Below are 17359 nucleotides of genomic sequence, written 5' to 3'. Positions count from 1 at the left end.
GCGACCTTCCCGTGTGTCGGCGGCCGCTGCCAGACTGGCGGGATGTCGATCCTCTCAGAGCTGAGTGAACGCGTTCCCGGCCGGGCTCACGGACCCGGCACCACCGAATACGACGCCGGCGCCGCGGTCTTCGCGGGCGTCGGAGAACCCGAGGTCGTCGTGCGCCCGCGCACCGCGGCCGAGGTCGCGACGGCCGTCGGCCTCGCCGCGGCATCCGGCCTCGCCATCGCCGTCCGCAGCGGCGGACACGGCCTCATGCCCGTCGACGACGGACTCGTGGTCGACCTCGCCGAGCTGTCGTCGGTCGAGGTCCGCGCCGACGGACTCGTCAGCGTCGGAGGCGGCGCGCGATGGGCCGACGTGGCCGCCGTCCTGGCCCCTCGCGGGCTGGCGATCAGCTCGGGCGACACCCGCGACGTGGGCGTCGGCGGCCTCGCCCTCGGCGGCGGCATCGGCTGGTTCGTGCGCCAGCAGGGCCTCACCGTCGACGCCCTCCGCGAGGTCGAGCTCGTCACCGCGGCGGGCGAGGTGCTCACGGTCGATGCCGAGCACCATCCCGACGTGTTCTGGGCCCTGCGGGGCGGCGGCGGCAACTTCGGCGTCGTGACCCGGTTCGTGTTCCAGGCGGTGCCGGGCGATGGCCTGGTCGGCGGGCACGTGCACTACGACCAGTCCGACGTGCCGGCGGTGCTGCGGGCTTGGCGCGACGTCATGCGCGCGGGCCCCGACGAGCTCAACTCCACCCTCATCGTCATGCCGCCGTTCGCACCCGAGATGCCCGCCGGCCCGCAGCTCGCCGTCGCCCTGCAGGGCGGCGAGCAGCGGCTGCGCGAGCTGCTCGAACCGCTGCTGTTGCTGCCCTCGGTCACCGAGGTCTCCCTCGCGCCGGTCGCCTACGGCGACCTGCTCGAAGACGCTCCGCCCGGCCGGCCGCCGTTCCTGTTCGTCGGCGGCAACGGGTTCGTGCCCGACCTCTCCGACGAGGCCCTCGACGCGATCGCGCGGGCATACGACCGCGACGTGCCGACGATGGTCCTGCTCCGCGGCCTCCGCGGCGCGTTCGGCCGGGTCGCACCCGACGCGACCGCGATCGCCCACCGCGACGCCGAGGCGCTGCTCATCGTGAACGGCGTGCTGCCGCCCGACGCCGGGCCCGAGCAGATCGCGGCCGCCAAGGCCGGCAGCGACGCCGCACTCGCCTTCACGACCGGCACGTACGGCAACTTCGCGATGGAGCGCGGCGAGGAGGTCATCGCGTCGATGTACCCGCCGGCCACGCTCGAGCGGCTGCGGCGCATCAAGGCCGAGCTCGACCCGAACAATGCATTCCGGCAGAACCACAACATCACGCCGGCTGGCTGAGCGGGGGCGTCACGCGATCGGCGGATCCTCGTGCAGGTCGGCGTCGGCCGGCGCGAGCTCCCAGCCGGTGAAGCGCACCTCGAGGTCGGCGCGCATGGGTGCGCACACCATCGGCCCGGCCGACGCAGCGCCCGCCGTGAACGGGGCGACGCGCAGCGTGCGCCATCCGCTCGTGGCGGTGCGTGCGCGCATCGTCACCGAGTCGCCCGCCTCGCCGCCGCGGCTGGCGCGAATCGTCACGAGCTTCCCCGCCCACTCCGGCACGGGCGCCAGCGACCAGTCCGAGACCCCGTCCGTGACCACGGCGCCGAGGTGCAGCACGCCGTCGGAGACCTCGAGGCCGGTCTTGATCCAGTGGTCCGGCCCGATCCACAGCAGCAGGCCCGCCTGATCGTAGAGCCCGGTGAGGCTCGACGCGTCGAAGGTCGCCTCGACCGCGGAGGCGGCAGGCCAGTCCACGAGCAGCGCGTGGCCGTCGTCGTGGACGAACCCGTAGTGGGTCGTGCGCCACCAGTCGCTCCCCGCGGATGCCCCGACCACGAGGTCGTCGCCGTCGAGGCGGGAGGTGGCGGGCTCCCTCGTCCAGCTGCCCGCTGCCCAGTCCACGCGGCGTCGCTCCATGGCTCCAACGCTAGCGCGGCGCCGAGCGCGGCCCGATGGTCAGACCGAGCGGAGCGGCGCCGCGACGGCGTCGAGTGCGCCGGGCACCAACCGGTAGTACGCCCAAGTGCCGCGCTTCGAGCGCGAGAGGAATCCGGCCTCGGTAAGGATCTTCAGGTGGTGCGAGACGGTCGGCTGGCTGAGGCCGACCGGCTCGATGAGGTCGCAGACGCACGCCTCCTGCCCCTCGGAGGCCGCGACGATCGATACGAGCCGCAGTCGCACGGGGTCGGCGAGCGCCTTGAGCCGCCGGGAGAACACCTCGGCGTCGGCCGCGGTGATGGTCTCGCGGGTGAGCGGTGCGCAGCACGCGGCATCCGTCGACGGCACCGAGACGAGCGTGGCGGATGCCTCGTCGCGAGTCACGAGCGTCAGGTCGGTCAGGGTCACGGAACCAGCCTACCTGAATATTGACAATCATCGATATAGTCGCCACACTCAGAATATCGACAAACGTCAATACACGAAGGATCACGGATGACCCTCCTCGACCTCACCCCTCCCCGGCAGCTCGCCTCCCGCCTGCAGGGCCTGCCCGTCGCGATCATCGGCGCCGGCCCGATCGGGTTGGCGGCCGCCGCCAACCTCGCCGACCGCGGCCTCGACTTCGTGGTGCTCGAAGCGGGCGACCGCGTCGGCGCGAGCGTGGAGCAGTGGGGGCACATCCGGCTGTTCTCGCCGTGGAAGCACCTCGTCGACCCGGTCTCCCGTCGCCTGCTCGCCGAGACGGGCTGGGTCGAGCCGCCCGCCGACTCACTGCCGACCGGTGCCGAGCTCGTCGAGGCCTTCCTGCGACCGCTCGCCGCGCTGCCGGCGATCGCGTCGCGAATCCGATTCGGCGTCGCCGTCACCGACGTCACCCGCGAGGGGATGGACCGCACGCGCACGGCCGGCCGGGCGCAGGCGCCGTTCCTTCTCCGGGTGAGCACGGCCGACGGCGTCGAGGAGCTCACCGCCCGCGCGGTGATCGACGCGTCGGGCACGTACCGCACGCCGAACCGGCTCGGCTCCTCGGGGCTCGACCCGCTCGGGCTGCCCGAGGTCGCCGACCTCGTCGGCCACGCACTGCCCGACGTCCTCGGCCGCGAGCGCGATGCCTTCGCCCGGCGTCGCACGGTGGTCGTGGGCGCCGGCCACTCGGCGGCCAACACGCTGCTGAACCTCGCCGCCCTCGCCGAGTCGGAGCCCGGCACGCGCGTCACCTGGGTCATCCGCAACGCCTCCGCGGCGCGCGTCACGACGGCGCCCGACGACGAACTGCCGGCGCGGGCGTCGATCGGGGCACGCGTCGACGCCCTCGTGGCGGAGGGCCGCATCGAGCTCGTCGACCGGTTCGAGATCGTGCGGCTCGGTCGGGTGGAGGGCGATGCCGGCGGCGCGGCATCCGTGCGCATCACGGGGCGGCGCGGCGACGGGCTCGAGACGATCGAGGCCGATCGCATCGTGAACGCCACCGGGTTCCGGCCGGACCTCGAGATGCTCCGCGAGATCCGCCTCGAGCTCGATGACATCGTCGAGGCGCCGAAGCGGCTGGCACCGCTCATCGATCCCAATGTGCACAGCTGCGGCACCGTCGAGCCGCACGGGTTCGCCGAGCTCACGCAGCCCGAGCGGGACTTCTTCATCGTGGGCATGAAAAGCTACGGCCGGGCGCCGACGTTCCTGCTCGCCACGGGCTACGAGCAGGTGCGGTCGATCTCCGCATGGCTCGCGGGCGACGCCGCGTCGGCGCGCAACGTCGAGCTCGTGCTCCCCGCGACGGGCGTGTGCTCCACGGATGCCGCGCCTGCGGGCTCGGGCTCCGTGGGCGGGAGCTGCTGCGGCTAGGCGACCGAGGGCGGCGGCCCGTCGGAGGCATCCGGCGAGCCGCCGGCTCGATGCCGCTCCGCCGCGGCCGCGGCCCGCGCCGCGAAGCGTGCCCGCCGTGCGGCCTCGCGCATGTTGAGGCGGCGCTGCCGCATGGCGAGGAACAGCGGGAACGTGAACGCGAACGCCGTGAGCGCCGACGCCACGACGTAGAGCCAGCCGAAGCGCATGCCGAGGCGGCGTGCCTCGACGATGATGAAGATGCTGCCCGCGACCGCCGCGACCAACAGGTCGACCGTGATCGACGAGACCGCCGGTCCGCTCGTCACGAGATCGCCGATGAAGTCGCGCATGCCGATGATCGCCAGGCCGTTGAACCACCACGTGCCGATCAGGCCGCCGATCGAGAGCAGCAGGTAGACGACGGCGAGCGGACTCCAGTGCGCGGTCATGCCTCCAGTGTGTCGGACGCCACGTCCCGCACGACGCATAGACTTCCGCCTATGAGTGCGAACGGGGCGGCGCGCGACTTCCGCCTGCTCACCGACCCGACCAGGATGCGCATCCTCGGGCTCATCCAGGAGAGCCCCGACGGCCGCGCTCTGGTCGGGCGCCTCGCCACGGAGCTCGGCCTCACCCAGCCGACCGTGAGCCACCACGTGAAGGCCCTGCACGACGCGGGCGTGCTCGACCGCGCGCCAGAGGGCCGCCTCGCCTGGTACTCGATCGCGCCGGCGGCCGCCGATCGCGTGCGGGACGTGCTGCAGACGGATGCCGCGGCGCACGCCTCGGCCGAGGTGCTCGCGCGCGTGGCATCCGACCTCGCCGACCGCTTCGAGGGCGTGTTCTCGCCCGAGACCGTGGGTCGGTACGTGCGCGAGAGCCACGACCTGCTCGTGGAACGGTCGGGGCTCACCCGCTACGTGCCCTCGCGCACCGCCGCGTTCGCGGCCGAACGGCTCGAGGCGCTCGCGAGCGAGCAGGCACCCCACCGTGGCGTGCGCCCCGAGGTGCTGTTCGTCTGCGTGCAGAACTCGGGACGCTCGCAGTTGGCAGCGGCACTGCTGCGGCAGCTCGCGGGCGACCGTGTTCGCGTGCACACCGCGGGATCGGCCCCGGCGAGCGAGGTGCGATCCACGATCGTCGCCGCCCTCGACGAGGTGGGCGTGCCGCTCGGCGGGGAGTTCCCGAAGCCGCTCACCGACGAGGTGGTGCGTGCGGCCGACGTGGTGGTCACGATGGGCTGCGGCGACGCCTGCCCCGTGTATCCGGGCCGTCGCTACCTCGACTGGGAGCTCGACGACCCCGCCGAGCTTCCGCTCGCCCGCGTGCGTGAGATCCGCGACGACATCGAGGGGCGCGTGCGCACCCTGATCGACGACCTCGCGGTGAACGCGGCGTGAACACGCGCACGGCGTCCGTGCTGCGGCTGGCGTATCGATAGATGGCGGTCTATGCTTTTGGTGTGACCGGAAGCGAGGGACCGATGTCCGAGAAGCCCACCGTGTTGTTCGTCTGCGTGCACAACGCGGGCCGGTCGCAGATGGCCGCCGGGTTCCTGCGCGAGCTCGCCGGCGAGCGCGTCGAGGTGCTGTCGGCCGGTTCCGAGCCGAAGGACCGGATCAACCCGGTCGCGATCGAGGCGATGGCCGAGGAGGGCATCGACATCGCGGGGAACACTCCCAAGGTGCTCACGGTGGAGGCCGTGCGCGAGTCCGACGTGGTGATCACGATGGGCTGCGGCGACGCGTGCCCGATCTTCCCGGGCAAGCGCTACGAGGACTGGGAGCTCGAGGACCCGGCCGGGAAGGACCTCGAGACCGTGCGCCGGGTGCGCGACGACATCCGTGCGCGAGTCGAGTCGCTCGTCGCCGAGCTCGTGCCGGCGGCGTAGCCGTGACGGATCTCGACATCGCCGGCCGGCGCGGCCTGCCCGGGCTCGCGTACCCCGAGCGATACCTTCACGAGCTCGCAGTGGAGCTCACCCATCGCTTCGCCGGCACCTTCAGCGCCGAGACCGTCGAGCGGTACGTCCTCGAGTCGTACACGGCACTGCTGCGCACCGCGACCGTCAAGGCGCACCTCGCCAACCGCGTCGCACGCTTCGCCGGGGACCGGCTGGCGGCCTTGGCCCAAGTCGAGGGCGCGATCGCGCATGACGTGCCCGAGGTGCTCTTCGTGTGCGAGCAGAACGCCGGACGATCCCAGATGGCCGCCGTGCTCATGCACGACCTCGCGGGCGATCGCGTGCATGTCCGCTCCGCAGGCTCGACACCGGCCGGCGACCTGAACCCGGCCGTCGTCGTGGCGCTTCGGGAGATCGGGCTCGACGCGAGCCGCGAGTTCCCCAAGCCGCTCACCGACGACGTCGTGCGCGCGGCCGACGTCGTGGTGACCATGGGATGCGGCGATGCCTGCCCCGTGTATCCGGGCAAGCGGTACCTCGACTGGCAGCTCGACGACCCCGAGCTCCTCTCGCTCGACGAGGTGCGTCGTGTTCGCGACGAGATCCGAACCCATGTCGACGAGTTGCTCGCAGGCTTGACGGTGACGCTCGCCTGACGAGGGCCCGACCCGCGCCTGGCGACTCCCGGATCCGCGTCAGCCCGGTCCGCGTCAGCCCGTCCCGCGTCAGCCGGCCGCCGCGTCAGCCTGACCAGGCGCCGAACGAGTCGTCGAGCTCGTCGAGCGTCTCGCGACGGCGGCGGGCGTCGGCCACCTCTCGTTCGAGGGCCAGCTCGAGCCCGCGCATGCGGTCGTCCCGTTCACGCTCGTACGCCTCGTCGACCTCGATCTGAGGCCACTCTCGGGCGAGGCGCTGGTCGATCTCGCCGGCGATCTCCGCCCATGCCTCCTGCCGCGCCCGCTCGGCGAAGTCGGCGAGGTAGGCGTCGTCGCTGCGCAGCTCGGTGAGGCGGGCGGCCACGGCCGCGTTCACCCGTTCGCGCAGGCGGAGGTTCCAGGCATCCGCGCGGTGGTAGTCGTGCTGATGCGCGGAGCGCCCCTCGCGCTGGTTCGCGGACTCGCGCTCCGCCGCCGACCACTCGGCGACCTCGTCCATCTCGCGCACGAGCTCGTGCAGCACCTCCCGGGCGGCCGCCGCGGCGCGCGTCGCGTCGAACGGCTCCTCGCCGCGCAGCGCCATCACGATGATGCGGTTCTTGAGCGCCATGCGGCCCGCCGCCTCGGAGACGAGCAACCCCTCGGCGTAGGACTCCTCGAACGTGAGCGGCTCCACCTCGGGCAGGGCGGCGCGGTCGAACGGCGTGAACCGCTTGCGCTTGCGTCGCCACCAGGGGGCCATGGTCCGCGCACCTCCGAGCGCCCGTGTCCGCCGCGGGTCGGCGGGGTCGGAGAACGAGCCTACCCCGGGCTCGTCGGCGACGATCGGGTGTCGGCGGTCGTGCGTAGCCTGCGTTCATGAGGGCAGCGGATGCCGCGGGGCGGCCCCGAGCGAGTGCCGCGTCGGGGTGCTGCGTGGTGGCCCCCGACGGGCGCATGTGCGGACGGCCGATCGAGCCCCGGGCGCCGCTCGGCCTGTGCCGGGAGCACCTCCTCGAGGCGCACGACTGGGTGACCCGGGACGTGGGCGCTACCGACCTGTTGCCCTCGCCGTGCCGCGCCTGCGGTTCGCAGGTCGGCGTGCGGTACCCGTCCGGATGGATCTGCGCCGAATGCGAGTGGCGGGTCGGCGACGTGCCCGACGACGAGCTCGACCGCCCACGCGTCGAGGTCGTCTACTACATCCGCTGGCGCGACCAGATCAAGATCGGCACGTCGGTCAATCCGCGGATGCGACTCGCCACGCTGCCGCACGACGAGGTGCTCGCCTTCGAGCGCGGCGGGCGGGCGCTCGAGCAGCGCCGGCACGCGCAATTCGCGGCGCACCGCTTCGCCGGCACGGAGTGGTTCGCGGTGCACGACGCCCTGCTCGACCACGTCGCCGAGCTCGCGGCCGGGGTCGACGACCCGTGGGCGGAGTACGAGCGCTGGGTGCTGCGGCGCATCGCGCTCCGCGCCGGCTGACTGCCGCGAACCCCGTTGCCGTCGGCGCACCGGCTTCGGCTCCTCGGCGGCTGACCACCGCGAACCCCGTTGCCGCCGGCCCACCGGCTTCGGCTCCTCGGCGATGGTTTGATCGGTTGTTCGGTTGATCGGTTGATCGATTGATGGAGGGTTCGATGGTTCCATCTGGGGTTCGGTGATCCGGTTTGGGGCCGGGACTTCGATGGTCCGGAACTCCGAGACTCCGGAAATTCGAGACTCCGGAACTTCGAGACTCCGGAACTTCGACACTTCGACACTCCGACACTCCGACACTCCGAGATCCGAGATCCGAGACCCGAGACCCGCGACCCGCGACCCGCGACCCGCGACCCGCGACCCGCGATCCGAGACCCTCGGTACTTCGGCCCTTCGGTACTCGGTACTTCGGACCCGCAGAACTTCGCACTTCGGCACCGTCGCGCATCCTGCGGCAGATCGTTTCCGGCGCGTGATGACCGCACAACCGCACACCCGCACACCCGCACAGCCGCACAGCCGCACAACCGCACAGCCGCACACCCGCACAACCGCACACCCGCACAACCGCACAACCGCACAACCGCACAACCGCACAACCGCACAACCGCACACGAAGCGTCGCCCTGCCACTGCGATCTCGGCGTCGTCGTCGCAGGAGCCTTCGGACGTGCAAACGGCCCTACGGGCAGTGCAGCTGCGTGCGCTCCCCCGAGCGGTCGATGACGTGCTCGGACATGGGGGCGCCGCACAGCGGGCACGCGGCGGGCCGGGCGGGCGTCGGCTCCTCGTCGTAGGGGCCGAGCGGAGGCGGGCCGATGTACGGCAGCAGGCGCGCGTTGAGCCGCTCGATGAAGCCGGCGTAGCCGCGCGGGCCGGTCCGCTCGCCGCGAGTACGTCGTGTCATACTCATTAGTGTACTAACTATTTGGACACACCGCATACTGGAGCCATGGACCGACGACCCACCCGCGACGAGCCCGTCGTGGTCGAACGCCACGCCGGGGCGGGCGCGACATCCGTCGACGTCACCGATGGAGCACTCCCAGACACGGCCATCGCGACCGACGACGACCTGCTCGCCCTCGAGAACCAGGTGTGCTTCGCACTCGCGGTCGCCGCGCGGGGCGTGATCGGCGTGTACCGCCCGATCCTCGAGCCGCTGGGCCTCACGCATCCGCAGTACCTCGTGATGCTGGCGCTCTGGGGTCGCAGCCCGCGCACGGTCCGCGACCTCGGCGAGGCGCTGCAGCTCGAGCCCGCGACGCTGTCCCCGCTGCTGAAGCGGCTCGAGGCGCAGGGATACGTGACTCGGGAGCGCAGCGTTCGCGATGAGCGGGCCCTCGACGTCGCGCTGACGGATGCCGGACGCGCCCTTCGCGAGCGCGCGCTCGGAATCCCGCCCCAGGTCGTCGACCGGCTGGGCATGAGCCTCGAGGAGCTCGCCCTGCTGCGCGACCGGCTCACCGAGGTCATCGCCGCGGTGCAGCGCGGCTGACGCGGCTCAGCTCGGCGTCATCGCCGCGGCGCCGAAGGACACCGCGAACTGCACGCACCAGAGGTCGACCGTCGGATACGCCGCGAGGTCGACGCCGGTCGGGATGTCGTAGAGCTGGTCGCCCTGGTTGCCCTTGATCATCCCCAGGTCGACGTACGGATGGCCGCCCGCCGTGAACCAGCCGTCGAAGCCCTCGACGACGGGACCGGCGCTCAGCCACACGTGCACGTCGGGACCGTTCGTCGTCTCGAGGTCCTCGATCGCGAGCTGCCGTGAGCCGTCGGGCAGCTGGATCACCCGCACGGTTCCCGAGGTCTCGTGCTCGTGGCTGATGAGCGTGCCGTGCGACAGTTCGACGGGCGCTGCGGGCGGCGGCGACGGCGCCGGCATCGCCGTGTCGCGCGCCGACGGCGGCGACGAGGACCCGGCCGTGGGCTCACGCGCGGGCGCCGCCGTGGGCGCCGCGGACGCGACCGGGATCTCGTCGTCGACCCGCACGTCGATGAAGAGCAGCCAGGGCTGGAACACCAGCGCGGCGATCACCGCGCCGACCGCGAGCACACCGCCGATCACCCACCACCACACGTGACGGCGATGCGGCGGCGGTGTGGCATCCGTCGTCCCGGTGGCGGCAGGCTCGCCGGCGTCAGGCATCGGGATCGAAGCCCTCGACGCGGCCGTCGGCCGATGCGTACTTCACGATCAGGCTGCAGTCCTTGCCCCCGTACCCCTCGGCGATGAGGCGCTCGAACTGGTCGAGTGCGATGCCAGCGGCCGGGAGGTGGAGTCCGGCCTGCTCCCCCGCCGCGAGCGCGAACGAGAGGTCCTTCTCGGCGAGCACCGTGGTGAAGGTGGCGTCGAAGTTGCGGTTCGCCGGGCTGGTCGCCACCACGCCGGGCGCCGGGTACCAGGTGCGCAGCGGCCACGAGTCGCCCGACGAGACCGAAGCCACCCTGAAGAAGGTCTCGGCATCGAGGCCGAGCTCGGCGGCCAGCTGCGACCCCTCCGCGAGGCCGAGGAGCGAGACGAAGAGCATGAGGTTGTTGGCGAGCTTCGCGGCGATGCCCATCGTGGGGCCGCCGACCATGAACACGTGACCCGCCATCGGCTCTACGAGCGAGGCCGCCTCCGCCACCGCGTCATCCTCGCCGCCGAGCATGAACGTGAGCGTGCCGGCGGTCGCGCCGGCGATTCCGCCCGACACGGGCGAGTCCACGAACCGGAAGCCGCGCTCGGCCGACGTCTCGTGGCAGAACCGCGATGTCTCGACGTCGACCGTCGACGTGTCCAGCAGCAGCGCCGTGGTCGGCGCCGTCGCCCACACGCCACCCGCGCCGCCGAGCACCTCGCGCACGTGCTCGCCTCGAGGCAGCGAGGTGAACACCGCGTCCGCGTCCACCACGGCCTCGGCGATCGTGTCGACGACCCGCACCCCGCGGGCCGCGGCGGCCGCGCGGCACGCCGGGTCGGGGTCGACGCCCCGCACCTCGTGTCCGGCGGCGACGAGGTTGCCCGACATCGGGCCGCCCATGTGCCCCAGACCGATCCAGGCGATGGTCGCCATGGCCCCTCCCGACTTCATCGACGCGGAGTGCGCTCGGTGCGGTCGCCCCGGCAGGGCCCCGCGATTCCACGATACGTTCGCGGCATCCGCCCGGCAACGGATGCCGCGGCCCGGCGGCATCCGCTCAGAACCGGATGACCTGCCGGATGGCCGCGCCGGCCGCGAGCGTGTCCATCGCGTCGTTGACCTGGTCGAGCGCGATGTGCGACGAGATCAGTCCCTCGACGGGCAGGCGGCCCTGCCGCCACAGCTCGGCGTACCGCGGGATGTCCCGCGACGGCACCGCCGAGCCGAGGTAGCTGCCGACGATCGTTCGTGCCTCGGCGGTGATCGTGAGCGGCGAGAGCTCCACCCGCGCCGCCGCCGACGGCAGGCCGACGGTCACCGTGCGCCCACCGGGCGCGGTCAGCGCGAAGGCCGTCTCGAAGGCGCGCGGATGCCCCGCCGCCTCCACCACGAGCGGCACCGTGAGTCCCCCGGCGATCGCCTCGTCGGGCGTGAACGCCGCGGTCGCCCCGAGCTCGCGTGCCCGGTCGAGCTTCGACGGCACCGCATCGACGCCGATCACGCGTCCATGGCCGAGCGACACGGCGGTGATGAGCGCCGCCATGCCGACCCCGCCGAGGCCCACGACGACGACGTCCTCACCGGGACGCACGGCGCCCGCGTTCACGACCGCACCGCCGCCCGTGAGCACCGCGCACCCGAGCACGGCCGCGACGTCGGGCGGCACGTCGGCGCCGACCACCACCGCCGAGCGTCGATCCACCACCGCGTGCGTGGCGAACCCCGAGACGCCGAGGTGGTGGTGCACGGGTCGTCCGTCGCGGTGGAGGCGGATGGCGCCGTCGAAGAGCGTGCCGGCGGTGTTCGCCGCCGTCCCCGGCGCGCAGGGCATGACGCCGTCGGTGCGGCATCCGTCGCACTCCCCGCACCGCGGTAGGAACGCCGTCACGACCCGGTCGCCGACGGCGAAGCCCGCAGCGGATGCCGTGGCGCCGACCGACTCGACGATGCCCGCCGCCTCGTGGCCCAACAGCATCGGCACGGGCCGCGGCCGGTTGCCGTCGACCACCGACAGGTCGGAGTGGCAGACACCCGCCGCCTCGATGCGCACGAGCAGCTCGTCGGCGCCCGGCGGGTCGAGCTCGAGCTCGCCGATCGCGATCGGCCGCGACGCGGCGAAGGGTCGCCGCCGCCCGAGCTCCTCGAGCACGGCTCCGGTGATCGTGCGGGTGGCAGTGGTCGTGGCGGTGGCGGTGGCGGTCATGCGGTACCTCCGGGTGGCGTCGCGGGCGGGCGATGGCGTACGGATGCCGCGGCACGGCCGGCTCGTGAGGAGCCCGCCGTCCGCGGCATCCGCTCGAGGCCTAGACCTTCGCCTCCTCGGCGAGCTTCTCGCGGTCCGCGTCGTCGATCGAGCGGAGCGAGATGCCCACCGTCTCGCGCAGGGCGATGACGGCGATGAGCGTGACGCCCGCGGCGAGCGCGAGGTAGATCGCGACCGGCACCCAGCTGCCGTAGGTGGAGAGCAGCATGGTCGCGATGATCGGCGCCAGCGAGCCGGCGACGATCGACGTGACCTGGTAGCCGAGCGAGACTCCCGAGTAGCGCATCCGGGTCGGGAACATCTCGGCCATGATCGCCGGCTGGCTGGCGTACATCAGCGCGTGGATGACGAGGCCGAGGATGAGGACGCCGACGATCAGCCAGTCGTTCTGCGTGTCGAAGAGCGGGAACGCGACGAAGCCCCAGACGGCGGCGAGGATCGCGCCGGCCGCATACACGGGCTTGCGCCCGAGCCGGTCGCTGAAGCGCCCGACGATCGGGATCACCGCGAAGTGCACGACGTGGGCGATGAGGATGAGCGTCAGGATCGTCGACGTGATCATGCCGAGGTGCGCCGACATGTAGGTGATCGAGAACGTCACGACGAGGTAGTACATGATGTTCTCGCCGAAGCGGAGGCCCATCGCCGTGAAGACGCCGCGCGGGTAGCGCTTCAGCACCTCGATGACGCCGTAGTTCGTCTTCTTCGCCGCCTCGACCTCCTTCTGCGCCTCGAGGAAGATGGGCGCGTCGGTGACCTTCGTGCGGATGTAGTAGCCCACCGCCACGATCACGACCGAGAGCCAGAAGCCGATGCGCCAGCCCCAGGCGAGGAACTGCTCCTCGGTGAGCGTGCGCGACAGCGTGAGCAGCACGACCGTGGCGAGCAGGTTGCCCGCGGGCACGGCCGCCTGCGGCCAGCTCGCCCAGAATCCGCGCTGCTTGTCGGGCGAGTGCTCCGCGACGAGGAGGACTGCGCCGCCCCACTCGCCGCCCACCGCGAAGCCCTGGAAGAACCGCAGCACGATGAGGAGGATGGGTGCGAGGTAGCCGATCTGGTCGAAGGTCGGCAGGCAGCCCATGAGGAAGGTCGAGACGCCGACGAGGATGATCGCGAGCTGCAGCAGCTTCTTGCGACCGTACTTGTCGCCGAAGTGCCCGAACACGATGCCGCCGAGCGGGCGGGCGATGAAGCCGACCGCGTAGGTGAGGAACGCCTTGATGATGTTGTCGAGCGGATTGTCGCTCGGCGGGAAGAAGATGACGTTGAAGACGAGGGTCGCCGCGGTGGCGTAGAGGAAGAACTCGTACCACTCCACGATCGTGCCGGCCATCGAGGCGGCGACGACCTTCCGCAGCCCCGCGGGGACGCGAGTGCCGGGCGGTTCAGTGGTGGTGCGGGACGTGCCCTGGGTCGAATTGTCGACAGCCATCGGCGACTACCTCCTTGTAGTTGGCGACGCGATAGGGGGAGATCGCGATGCTGGCGATTCTGACGTGCGCGGGGGTGTGCAGCAATCGCGTATCCCGCACAGTGGGTGTGCATCCATGCAGATAAGGGTCCATGAACCTGACAGGTGAGTCAGGTCAAGCCATGCCCTCTGCCGTCTGCTCGAGGTCGGACTTCGGGCGGTCGCGCTGGGTCGCGATCGCGGTGCCGGCGGCCCCGCAGACGATGGCGATGGCGATCACCTCGACCGGCGTGAAGGTCTCGGAGAGCACGAGCCAGCCGAACACCGCCGCGATCACCGGCCCGAAGCTCGTGATGATCGCGTAGAGCCGCGGCGTGATGCGCCGCAGGATGAACGTGTCGAGGCTGTATGGCAGGGCCGACGAGAGGACGCCGACGCCGAGGAGCAGCCACACGACCCGCCAGTCGATCACCGACGCGTCGAACGTCGCGATCGCGAAGGGCAGCAGCAGCGCCAGGCTCACGATGCTCGCGACGGTGAGCCCCTCGAGGCCCGGCAGGCCGACTGCGACGCGCCGTGTGAGCACGATGTAGCCCGCCCATGCCGCGGCCGCCGTCAGCGCGAGCGCCACGCCCCACGGGTCGATCGCCGCGGCATCCGACGACCCCGGCCCGATGAGGAGCACCACGCCGACGCCGGCCGCGAGCGCGCACCCCACGTCGAGCAGGCGTCGCGACGTGGCCAGCGCCAGGCCGAGCGGGCCGAGGAACTCGATGGTCGCGGCGATGCCCAGCCCGAGCAGGTGCACGGACTCGTAGAAGGCGAGGTTCATCACGGCCAGGACGACGCCGAGCGCGAGCGCCGGCCACAGCCGCCGCCAGGTGAGCTCGGCGCGCCTGGGCCGATAGAAGGGCAGCAGCGCCGCGACCATCACGACCTGGCGCGCGGCGACCACCACGAACGATCCGACGATCGGGATGAGCAGGCCGGCGAGCGACGAGCCGAAGTTGATCGACACCTCGGTTCCGAGCTGCGTCGCGGCACCCGTGAACCGGCGACGGCGCAGTACGGCGTCGGGCTCGGGCGTCGGCGAGGGATTCGGCGCGGCGGTCACCGTTCGACGATACGCGGTGCCCGCCTCGTCATCCGGCCAGCTGCTCGCGGAACGCCGGCGGCCCGCCCTCCACGGCGCGTGCGGGGGCCGCGGCCGCCACGAACCCGTCGGGGCGCACGAGGTACACGAGGCCCGGGTCGAGCCGACGGTGGGGATCGGGTGGGAACGCGTGCCACTCGAGCTCGAGCGACTCGCCGATCGTGCGCACCTCGGGCTCGTACGCGCCGTACCCATGCACCTGCCACGTGAACGACCGCAGCACGTCGAAGTTGTCGCCCGTCCACGGCAGGCGGCGGCCGACCACCGGGTCGCGGCGAGACGAGGGTCGCGGCGACATCCGGTAGTGGATGCGCGTCTGCGACAGGTAGCCGAACACGCGACCGCCACCGGCGACGCGGGGAACCGCGCGCACGACGATCGGGCCGAGGAACGGCACGATGCGCCCGCGCACGAACCGGGCGAACGGCCCGTCGGCCGTGACGGCGGCGAACGCGCGATCGGTCGTGTTGACGAGGATCCGGCCGACCGGGCGGCGCTCGGCCTCGTACCGGTCGAGTCGCCGGTCGGGCATGCCGCGCACGAGCACGTCGGCGATCGCGCATGCGAGGTTGTGCGCCTCCTGCAGCCCCGTGTTCATGCCCTGCGCGCCGACCGGGGAGTGGATGTGCGCCGCGTCGCCGACGAGGAAGCACGGGCCGACGCGGAAGCGCTTCGCGAGCCGGTGGTGCAGGCGGTAGGTCGTGAACCAGTCCGCATCGGAGAAGCCGACCCCGAACTCGCGGTGCGTCATCGTGCGCACCTCCTGCTCACGGAGTTCACCCGCCGCGTCGAGGTCGCGGTCGCGGACCACCCCGAGCAGGCGCATGCGACCGGGGCCCATCGGGAAGGCGAGCAGGAAGTGCTCGGCAGTGATGCGCATGTTGATCGCCCCGTCGACGAGGCCGGTCACGCCCGCGGCATCCGCCACGTAGAAGGTGTGCGCGTTCGTCACGCCCTCGAACGGCACCCCGAGCGCCTCCCGCACGGGCGAGTGGGCCCCGTCGGCGCCGATGCAGTACCGCGCGCGCACGGTGACCGTGCCGCCGGGCGCGTCGAGCGTCGCGACGACGGATGGCGCGTCGTCGCCGCTTCCCCTCGCGGTCTCGAGCCGGGCGAGCCGATGTCCCCAGCGCACCCCGCGCCCGAGGTCGGCGAGGGCGTCGACGAGCATCCGCTCGGTCCGGCTCTGCTCGAACACGGTCAGCTCGCGGTACGGCGTCACGCCCTCGCTCATCGCCCGCAGCTCGATCCGCCCGAACGGCCGGCGGCCGGCGCCCGGCACGAGGGTGGTGGCCGGCGATCGATCGGCGAGCACGCGGTCGACGAGCCCGAGCTGGTCGTACAGCTCCATGGTGCGCGCCTGCACGGCGAGCGCCCGCGACTCACGGGTCGGCCCGTCCTTGCCGTCGACGATGATGGCGTCGACGCCGAGGCGCGCGAGGCACACGGCGGCCATGAGCCCGCTGGGGCCCGCGCCGACCACGAGCACGTCCGCCTGGAGTTCCCCGACCTCCGCCACCTCTCAACTGTGGCACCGACGCGGCATCCGATGCCAGACTCCAACGATGGCGGCGGTACGGGGGACGAGGGAGCGATCGGAGGAGCCGGCCGAGAGCCTGGTGACGGTCCTTGTCGCGCTCGCGGTGAACGCGCTGATCGCGGTGGCGAAGTCGTTCGCGGCCGTCATCACGGGGTCGGCGTCGATGGTCGCCGAGGCCGCGCACTCCTGGGCCGACACGGGCAACGAGGTGCTGCTCGTCATCGCGGAGCGGCGGTCGAGGCGGCCGGCCGACGAGCGGCATCCGCTCGGCTTCGGCAAGGACGCCTACATCTGGTCGATGTTCGCGGCCTTCGGGCTGTTCACGGCCGGCGCGGTGGTGTCGATCCAGCACGGCATCTCCGAGCTCGTCGACCCCGAGCCGGCGAGCGACTACGGCGTCGCCTACGCCGTGCTGGCCATCTCGTTCGTGCTCGAGGGGGTCTCGTTCATCCGGGCCTACCGCCAGGCGCGCGCCGACGCGCAGCGACGCAGCGTCGCGACGCTCGAGCATGTGGCTCGCAGCTCGAACCCGACCCTTCGCGCCGTGTTCGCCGAGGATTCCGCCGCCCTCATCGGGCTCCTCCTCGCCTTCCTCGGCGTCGGCTTGCACCAGCTCACGGGCTCCCCCGTGTACGACGCGATCGGCTCGCTGCTCGTCGGCGTGCTGCTGGCGGTCGTCGCCGTGGTGCTCATCGCCCGGAACCGCGTCTTCCTCCTCGGGGAGGCGGTCGACGACGCGACGCGCGACACCGTGCGCGCCGAGCTCCTCGCTTCGCCGGCCGTCGATCGCGTCGGCTTCCTGCACATGGAGTACATCGGTCCCGGCGTGGTGCTCCTCGTCGCGGCGGTCGACCTCGTGGGCGATCGCACCGAGGCGGATGCCGCGCGCGAGCTCCGTCGGCTCGAGGCCGAGCTCATGCGGCGCCCGCACGTGGGCCGCGCGTTCCTGACGCTCGCCGCCCCCGACGACGGGGCAGTCACGCGAACTAGGTGATGCCGTCCGCGGCATCCG

Annotated in this window: 19 protein-coding genes; 8 read left to right on the top strand and 11 right to left on the bottom strand. The window is 72.3% G+C overall.

Going from position 1 to position 17359, the window contains the following annotated elements; genetic code table 11:
* The first annotated feature begins 42 nt into the window (after positions 1-42).
* Complete coding sequence (locus EV187_RS17735) at positions 43-1362, top strand: FAD-binding oxidoreductase (protein ID WP_130354485.1); 1320 nt, start codon at positions 43-45, stop codon at positions 1360-1362.
* Positions 1363-1371: 9 nt separating this feature from the next.
* On the opposite strand, the gene EV187_RS17730 is transcribed toward EV187_RS17735, so the two are convergent.
* Both EV187_RS17730 and EV187_RS17725 read right to left on the bottom strand, forming a co-directional pair.
* Positions 1372-1983, bottom strand: a complete 612-nt coding sequence (locus EV187_RS17730) for a DUF1349 domain-containing protein (RefSeq protein ID WP_130354386.1) — start codon at positions 1981-1983, stop codon at positions 1372-1374.
* 39 nt (positions 1984-2022) lie between these two features.
* Positions 2023-2388, bottom strand: coding sequence for a metalloregulator ArsR/SmtB family transcription factor (locus tag EV187_RS17725; RefSeq protein ID WP_423190906.1), 366 nt, complete (start codon positions 2386-2388; stop codon positions 2023-2025).
* A 111-nt stretch (positions 2389-2499) separates the two neighbouring features.
* On the opposite strand from EV187_RS17725, the gene EV187_RS17720 reads away from it, so the two are divergent.
* Entirely contained in the window at positions 2500-3849 is a 1350-nt protein-coding gene (locus tag EV187_RS17720) for an FAD-dependent oxidoreductase (protein WP_130354385.1), read from the top strand.
* On the opposite strand, the gene EV187_RS17715 is transcribed toward EV187_RS17720, so the two are convergent.
* The gene (locus EV187_RS17715; protein ID WP_130354384.1) at positions 3846-4280 is read right to left on the bottom strand and encodes a DUF2834 domain-containing protein; all 435 of its coding nucleotides are present in this window, start codon (positions 4278-4280) and stop codon (positions 3846-3848) included. The two genes, EV187_RS17720 and EV187_RS17715, sit on opposite strands and share 4 nt — an antisense overlap.
* A gap of 51 nt (positions 4281-4331) precedes the next feature.
* Between EV187_RS17715 and EV187_RS17710 the strand changes: the two genes are divergently transcribed.
* From EV187_RS17710 to EV187_RS17700, 3 genes are all read left to right on the top strand, one after another.
* Entirely contained in the window at positions 4332-5231 is a 900-nt protein-coding gene (locus EV187_RS17710) for a metalloregulator ArsR/SmtB family transcription factor (RefSeq protein ID WP_130354383.1), read from the top strand.
* 83 nt (positions 5232-5314) lie between these two features.
* Positions 5315-5722 (top strand): arsenate reductase ArsC, encoded by a 408-nt coding sequence (locus EV187_RS17705; protein WP_130354483.1) that lies wholly within the window; start codon positions 5315-5317, stop codon positions 5720-5722.
* 2 nt (positions 5723-5724) lie between these two features.
* A complete protein-coding gene (locus tag EV187_RS17700; RefSeq protein ID WP_242609693.1) occupies positions 5725-6390 on the top strand; it encodes an arsenate reductase ArsC in 666 nt (221 codons plus the stop codon).
* A gap of 85 nt (positions 6391-6475) precedes the next feature.
* On the opposite strand, the gene EV187_RS17695 is transcribed toward EV187_RS17700, so the two are convergent.
* Complete coding sequence (locus tag EV187_RS17695; protein WP_130354382.1) at positions 6476-7132, bottom strand: hypothetical protein; 657 nt, start codon at positions 7130-7132, stop codon at positions 6476-6478.
* Positions 7133-7248: 116 nt separating this feature from the next.
* On the opposite strand from EV187_RS17695, the gene EV187_RS17690 reads away from it, so the two are divergent.
* Positions 7249-7854 carry a GIY-YIG nuclease family protein gene (locus EV187_RS17690; protein WP_423190904.1) on the top strand — a complete coding sequence of 202 codons (606 nt, stop codon included), beginning with the start codon at positions 7249-7251 and terminating at the stop codon, positions 7852-7854.
* Between the two features lie 679 nt (positions 7855-8533).
* Here the strand turns inward: EV187_RS17690 and EV187_RS17685 are convergent.
* Positions 8534-8758 (bottom strand): hypothetical protein, encoded by a 225-nt coding sequence (locus EV187_RS17685; RefSeq protein ID WP_130354381.1) that lies wholly within the window; start codon positions 8756-8758, stop codon positions 8534-8536.
* A gap of 150 nt (positions 8759-8908) precedes the next feature.
* Here EV187_RS17685 and EV187_RS17680 point away from each other — a divergent pair, with 150 nt between their 5' ends.
* The gene (locus EV187_RS17680; RefSeq protein ID WP_242609704.1) at positions 8909-9349 is read left to right on the top strand and encodes a MarR family winged helix-turn-helix transcriptional regulator; all 441 of its coding nucleotides are present in this window, start codon (positions 8909-8911) and stop codon (positions 9347-9349) included.
* A gap of 6 nt (positions 9350-9355) precedes the next feature.
* Here EV187_RS17680 and EV187_RS17675 read toward each other — a convergent pair whose 3' ends face one another.
* From EV187_RS17675 to EV187_RS17650, 6 genes are all read right to left on the bottom strand, one after another.
* Positions 9356-10003, bottom strand: a complete 648-nt coding sequence (locus EV187_RS17675) for a DM13 domain-containing protein (protein ID WP_130354379.1) — start codon at positions 10001-10003, stop codon at positions 9356-9358.
* Positions 9996-10913, bottom strand: a complete 918-nt coding sequence (locus EV187_RS17670) for an NAD(P)-dependent oxidoreductase (RefSeq protein WP_130354378.1) — start codon at positions 10911-10913, stop codon at positions 9996-9998. Before EV187_RS17670 ends, EV187_RS17675 begins: the two co-directional genes overlap by 8 nt.
* Positions 10914-11037: 124 nt before the next feature.
* Complete coding sequence (locus tag EV187_RS17665) at positions 11038-12183, bottom strand: alcohol dehydrogenase catalytic domain-containing protein (protein ID WP_130354377.1); 1146 nt, start codon at positions 12181-12183, stop codon at positions 11038-11040.
* A 100-nt stretch (positions 12184-12283) separates the two neighbouring features.
* A complete protein-coding gene (locus EV187_RS17660; RefSeq protein ID WP_130354376.1) occupies positions 12284-13675 on the bottom strand; it encodes an MFS transporter in 1392 nt (463 codons plus the stop codon).
* A 154-nt stretch (positions 13676-13829) separates the two neighbouring features.
* Positions 13830-14768: an EamA family transporter gene (locus EV187_RS17655; protein ID WP_242609692.1), complete on the bottom strand. Its 939-nt coding sequence runs from the start codon at positions 14766-14768 to the stop codon at positions 13830-13832.
* Positions 14769-14796: 28 nt separating this feature from the next.
* Positions 14797-16326, bottom strand: a complete 1530-nt coding sequence (locus EV187_RS17650; protein WP_242609691.1) for an FAD-dependent monooxygenase — start codon at positions 16324-16326, stop codon at positions 14797-14799.
* A gap of 100 nt (positions 16327-16426) precedes the next feature.
* On the opposite strand from EV187_RS17650, the gene EV187_RS17645 reads away from it, so the two are divergent.
* Entirely contained in the window at positions 16427-17341 is a 915-nt protein-coding gene (locus EV187_RS17645; RefSeq protein ID WP_341272767.1) for a cation diffusion facilitator family transporter, read from the top strand.
* Positions 17342-17359 lie beyond the last annotated feature (18 nt).

It is taken from the genome of Agromyces ramosus, assembly GCF_004216665.1.
GTDB lineage: Bacteria > Actinomycetota > Actinomycetes > Actinomycetales > Microbacteriaceae > Agromyces > Agromyces ramosus.
Note: the sequence above shows the minus strand (reverse complement) of the source record. Positions and strands in the feature narration are given on the sequence as shown.